Source organism: Rugamonas sp., assembly GCF_025354735.1.
GTDB lineage: Bacteria > Pseudomonadota > Gammaproteobacteria > Burkholderiales > Burkholderiaceae_D > Rugamonas.
Genome location: NZ_JANXMI010000331.1, coordinates 1 through 5,294 on the forward strand (window position 1 = coordinate 1; position 5,294 = coordinate 5,294).

Annotated in this window: 5 protein-coding genes and 1 pseudogene; all 6 read right to left on the bottom strand. The window is 66.3% G+C overall.

The window, feature by feature from the left end; genetic code table 11:
- The coding region (gene sbcB, locus Q0S71_RS27260) for an exodeoxyribonuclease I (protein WP_296002936.1) at positions 1–857 on the bottom strand (857 nt) is incomplete at its 3' end.
- Positions 858–963: 106 nt separating this feature from the next.
- Complete coding sequence (locus tag Q0S71_RS27265) at positions 964–1,959, bottom strand: diguanylate cyclase (RefSeq protein ID WP_296002938.1); 996 nt, start codon at positions 1,957–1,959, stop codon at positions 964–966.
- 431 nt (positions 1,960–2,390) lie between these two features.
- Positions 2,391–2,756, bottom strand: coding sequence for an HPF/RaiA family ribosome-associated protein (locus Q0S71_RS27270; RefSeq protein ID WP_296002941.1), 366 nt, complete (start codon positions 2,754–2,756; stop codon positions 2,391–2,393).
- A gap of 226 nt (positions 2,757–2,982) precedes the next feature.
- A complete protein-coding gene (locus Q0S71_RS27275) occupies positions 2,983–3,648 on the bottom strand; it encodes a DUF1345 domain-containing protein (RefSeq protein ID WP_296002943.1) in 666 nt (221 codons plus the stop codon).
- Between the two features lie 25 nt (positions 3,649–3,673).
- Positions 3,674–4,924 (bottom strand): MFS transporter, encoded by a 1,251-nt coding sequence (locus tag Q0S71_RS27280; RefSeq protein WP_296002945.1) that lies wholly within the window; start codon positions 4,922–4,924, stop codon positions 3,674–3,676.
- 206 nt (positions 4,925–5,130) lie between these two features.
- Positions 5,131–5,294, bottom strand: a pseudogene (locus tag Q0S71_RS27285) (CDP-6-deoxy-delta-3,4-glucoseen reductase); the annotation flags it as partial.

Genomic DNA, 5,294 nt, shown 5'->3' on the forward strand with positions numbered 1-5,294 from the left:
CCTTCGGGCAGCTGGTCGTTGCGCGTGAACATGCGGGTGCGGATCGCGTCGACACCGAGCGTAAACAGCTCGTCCGGGTCGGCCGACAAGTCCCAGACGATCACTTCGTTCTTGTTCGTCGGGTGCGGCGCGATCGGCCAGACCAGCGCAATGCAGCCACGTTCGGTGCCGTACATGCCCGAGATGTGCAGGAACGGTTTGCCGACGCCCATTTCGCGCACGACCTCGTGCTTGCTGCGCAGCTTCAGGCAGAAGTCCCAGAGCCGCGGCTGGCGTGTCTTGATCAGCCGCGCCAGCGCGATCGTGGCGCGCACGTCCGACAGCGCGTCGTGCGCGGACTCGTGCAACAAGCCGTTGGCGGCGGCCAGGTGTTCGAGCTTGAAGCTGGGCTTGCCATCTTCGCGCAGCGGCCACTCCATGCCTTCCGGGCGCAGCGCGTACGTCATGCGCACGACGTCGAGCAAGTCCCAGCGACCGCACTGGTTTTGCCACTCGCGCGCGTAGGGATCGATCAGGTTGCGCCAGAACATGAAGCGCGTGATTTCATCGTCGAAACGGATGGTGTTGTAGCCGACGCCGATGGTGCCCGGTTTCGCGAACGCCTGCTCGATGGTGGCGGCGAACTGGTGTTCCGGCACGCCCCGTTCCAGGCATTGCTGGGGCGTGATGCCGGTAATCAGGCACGATTGCGGATCGGGCAGGAAATCGTTGGCCGGCTGGCAGTACAGCATGATGGGCGCGCCGATTTCATTGAGTTCGGCGTCGGTGCGGATCGCGGCGAACTGGGCCGGGCGGTCGCGGCGCGCCTGTGCGCCGAAGGTTTCGTAGTCGTGCCAAAGGAAAGTCTGGGTGGTCATAGAGTCGCAGAAAGAAGGCGTTGTCGCGGGCCGCTGCCCGCCGTGGGCGTGATTGCGTGGGTGATTGCGTACGTGATTGTAAACCGGCGCCGGCTCCGACGCGCCGTTATGGGGCCAGCGCGTGCTGGGCGACGCGGTTGCGGCCCTGTTCCTTGGCCGCGTAGAGCGCGGCGTCGGCGGCGGCGATGAGGCCGAGGTCGTTTTGCTGCGGCGCCAGGCTGGCCACGCCGAACGAGGCCGTGACGTGCGGCAGCGGCAGGCGCATGTCGCTGAACACGACCGCTTGCTGCATCCGTTCGCACAGGCGTTGCGCCACCAGCACGGCGACCTGGTCGCTGGTATCCGGCAGCAGCACCATCAATTCTTCGCCGCCATAGCGCACGGCGCAATCGGTGGGCCGCAGCGCGCTGCTGAGCACGTGCGCGGCCGTGCGCAAGGCGTCGTCGCCGGCCAGGTGGCCGTGGCTGTCGTTGAACTTTTTGAAGTGGTCCAGGTCTATCATGATGAGCGACAGCGGCGCGCCGGAGCCGTGGGCGGTGGCGATCATGGTCGGCAGCAGGTCGTTGAGCCAGGCGCGGTTGTAGAGGCCGGTCAAGCCGTCGACCATCGACAGCTGGCGATAAAATTCGCCCAGTTTCTGGCGCCGGCGCAATTGCGCGTTGGCGGCACGGATGCGGAAGGACAGCAGGCGCAGCAGATTGCGCGCCAGCACATTCGATTCGTCGATCAGCTGCCACACGAGGTCGGCCTCGATGACCAGCACATCGCTGTCTTCCAGCGCCGAGATGGACAGCAGATTGGTTTCTTCGTCGAGCACCGATTGCTCGCCCACGCTTTCGCCGGGCAGCACTTTGCTGACGGTGCCGTCGGCCATGCCGGTGCGGGTGTCGGCCGCCACCGCCAGCGCGCCGCTCAGCACGATATACAGCCGCGCGCGCCGGTCGTCGGTCACGCTGGCGCCGGCGGCGACGCGGACGATGGGGCAGGGGGCCAGCAAGCGCGCGATGGCGGCCTCGTCTTTGGAGTCGCGCAGCGTATCGCGCAGCAGCTGCAAATCGCCGATGTGGTGGCTGGAGGCGCCAAAGGTGGAGATCGGTTTCAAGGTCAACTTTCAGGGCGTTCGGGGCCGATCAGGCATGATAGCGCAAACCCTGCCTGTATAGAAAAGCATGAACATTAAATTACTGGCAAGGTTGGCGAACGATCGCTGGTCGTCGGCGCCGCGCCGGTGGACGGGAAGAAGGTGCGCTCGATTTGCCGTGGACGCTGGATCTGCGAGCCGGTGCATTGGTCGACGGGGAAGGGGGCGATGGCCGCCGTGAGCTACGATGGCCGCCATGAGTCGGCGTGACTCGGCGTGAGCAGCGATGAGCCGCATGCGCGCCAGCATGAGCTGCCGTGCGCCGCGATGAGCCGCCATGAACTGCTGGAACTGGGCTGCCGCGACTGCGCTATCGGCGCTGTCCGCGCCACAGCGGGCGGAGCGCCGGCCGGACTTCAGCTGGCAGCCTGCGCGGCTGCCAGCGGCGATGCTTATTCGTCGTCGGTTTCGGCTTCCGCCAGCGCCGGGGCGGCGGCATGGCGTTGCGCGTCGTGCAGGCGGCCGAGGGCGCTGTCGATGGCGCGCTTGAGTTTGTCGGCGGCGCCGGAGATGGCCTGGTGCAGGGTGGCGGCGTGGTCGCTGACCGCGATAGGCTGGTAGCCGTTGACGCGCGCTTCCATCAGGCAGCGGTTGTCACCGTCGGCCGATTTCTGGCTGTTGTTGTCGCTCAGGTGGACTTCGACGCGCGTGATCTGTTCGGCGAATCGGTGGATGGCGGCGTCGACGACGGTTTGGACGTGTTCGTCGAGGCTGGCGTGACGTTCGATGGTTTTGTCGGTGTTGATATTGATTTGCATATGCTTACTCCCGGTTATACGAAAAAAAACCCATCCTACCCAGGGTCAAAGCAGTCGCTTCGAGGCCGTCGTGCGCTGCGCGTTGGCGGCGGCCGTGTGCACCCGAGCCGAGTTGGCTGATGCGTTTTGCACACAAATCCATATTACTCCTTTTCGTCAGCAGCGCCCGTTAGGCAGCGCACACTGGCCAACGCGACGCGCCACGGTCGTGTCGGCTTGGCGCGTATCAGGTATTAATCAGGCCGGCGGCGATGTTGATCGACAGGCCGAGGATCACGAGATTGAAGAAGAAACTCAGCACCGATTGCGCCAGCACGACTTGGCGCATCAGCCGGGTCTTGACGGTGACGTCCGAGGTCTGGGCCGCGACCGCGATGGTGAACGCGAAATACAGGAAGTCCCAGTAGTTCGGGTTTAGTTCGCCCTCGGGAAATTCCAGCGGCGCCACCGTGCCTTCGTCGTTGTAATACATGTGGGCGTAGTGGAAGCAGAACAGCGTGCCGACCATGAACCAGGAACCGAGCAGCGTCGTCACCACCAGCACGTAGTGGATGGCGCGCAGGTCGGCCGGCATGTCCTTGAGTTCCGACAGCTGCGAGACGATGGCCAGCAGGCTCATCACCGCCGCCACGCACAGCACCGATAAAATCACCGGCGCCTTTTCATCCTGCTTGGCGGCGACGCGCTTGACCTGGTGGTGGTCGGCCCGCATCATCATCCAGCCCATCGCGGCCAGGTAGACCCAGACCGCGATGTCCCAGGTCGCCAGCATGCGCGTCAGCCAGGGCCAGGCGTGCGGCAGCAGCGGGCCGATGACGCAGCCGAGCACGACGGCGGAAGTGAGGCGGGGGCGGCTGCGCAGCAGGCCGTGGAGGGGCAGGGGAGTGGTCATTGTGGTCGGAAAAGTTGGCGAGCGGTCATCTTACCGCCTCTTCTTTTTCGGCGTGCGGAAAACGGTCCATGCGCGACAGCACCGGGAACAGCAGCGACCAGGCGCCGGTCACGGCCAGCGTGGCGGCGCCGCCGAACAGCACGGCGCGCACCAGGCCGAACCAGCCGGCCGTGACGCCGGATTCGAATTCGCCCAGCTCGTTGGAGGCGCCGATGAACACCGAGTTGACGGCGCTGACGCGGCCGCGGATGGCGTCCGGCGTTTCGTACTGCACCAGCAGGTGGCGCACGTAGACGCTAATCATGTCGCCGGCGCCCATCAGGAACAGCGCCGCCAGCGCCACGGCGACGCTGGCGGTCGCGCCCAGCACGACGGTGCCGGCGCCGAACACGGCCACGCCGCCGAACATCCACAGGCCGACCCGGCGCGTGATGGGGAAGAAGGCCAGCGCGACCGAGCACAGCGCCGCGCCCACGCCGGGCGCCGTGCGCAGCAGGCCCAGTCCGCCGGGCCCGGTGTGCAGCACGTCGTGAGCCAGCGCCGGCAGCAGCGCCGTGGCGCCGCCGAACAGCACGGCGAACAGGTCGAGCGAAATGGCTCCCAGCACGATGGGCCGCGACACCACGAAGCGCAAGCCTTCGAGCACGCTGTGCCAGGTGGCCGGCTCGCGGCTGGTCGCCTGCGGCGCCGCGCGCGTCAGGCACATCAGGATCACCGCGACCACCAGCAGTGCCGACGCGATCAGGTACACCGCTTTCGGCCCGGCCAGGTAGAGCAGGCCGCCCAGCGTCGGCCCGACGATCACGGCGATGTGGAAGGAGGAGGACGACAGCGCGACGGCCTGGCTGAAGTCGGCCGTCGGCACCATGTTGACCAGCACGGCCTGGGTGGCCGGCATCATGAAGGCGCGCGCGCTGCCGAACACGACCAGCACGGCGAACACCGGCCACACGACGCTCAATCCGCTCAGCGTGAAACTCAGCAGCATCAGCCCGCACAGCAGTTGCGCGGCCAGGCACAGGGCGATGATGTTGCGGCGGTTGTAGCGGTCGGCCACGTGGCCGGCGAGCAGGATCAGCAGCAGGAAGGGCGCGAACTGGGCCAGGCCGATCAGGCCGAGGTCGAACAGATTATGGGTCAGGGCATAGACTTGCCAGCCGATGGCCACGCTTTGCATCTGCACGGCGAGCGTGCCGAGTATGCGCGCCGATAAATAAAAACTGAAGTTGCGATGGCGTAGGACGCTGAAGCCTTTGGACGCGGGGGCGAGGGACATGGGGCCTTTCGGGTGAGGCTGCTGGTGATGGTGGGGCCGAGCGGCGACAGGCCCGGTGCGTGACACCGAGGTCAAGACCTAGGTCAAGACCTAGGTCAAGACCGAAGTCGGACCCCGCATCAGGGCAACAACTGCGGCCACCGGACGACAGCGGGGGCTGACCCCGATTAGGCGGCGGTGGCCGATTCCGCCGGCCGTTGCGCCGCCTACGGCTTGTTGAGATCGGCCTCGGTGGTGAAGGCGTCGGCGTAGAATTCTTCGGCCGGCAAGCCGCAGCGCTGCACGAAATCGCGCCGGGCCGAGTCGACCACGATGGGCGCGCCGCAGGCATACACTTGATGGCCGGACAAATCCGGCAGATCGTCCATCA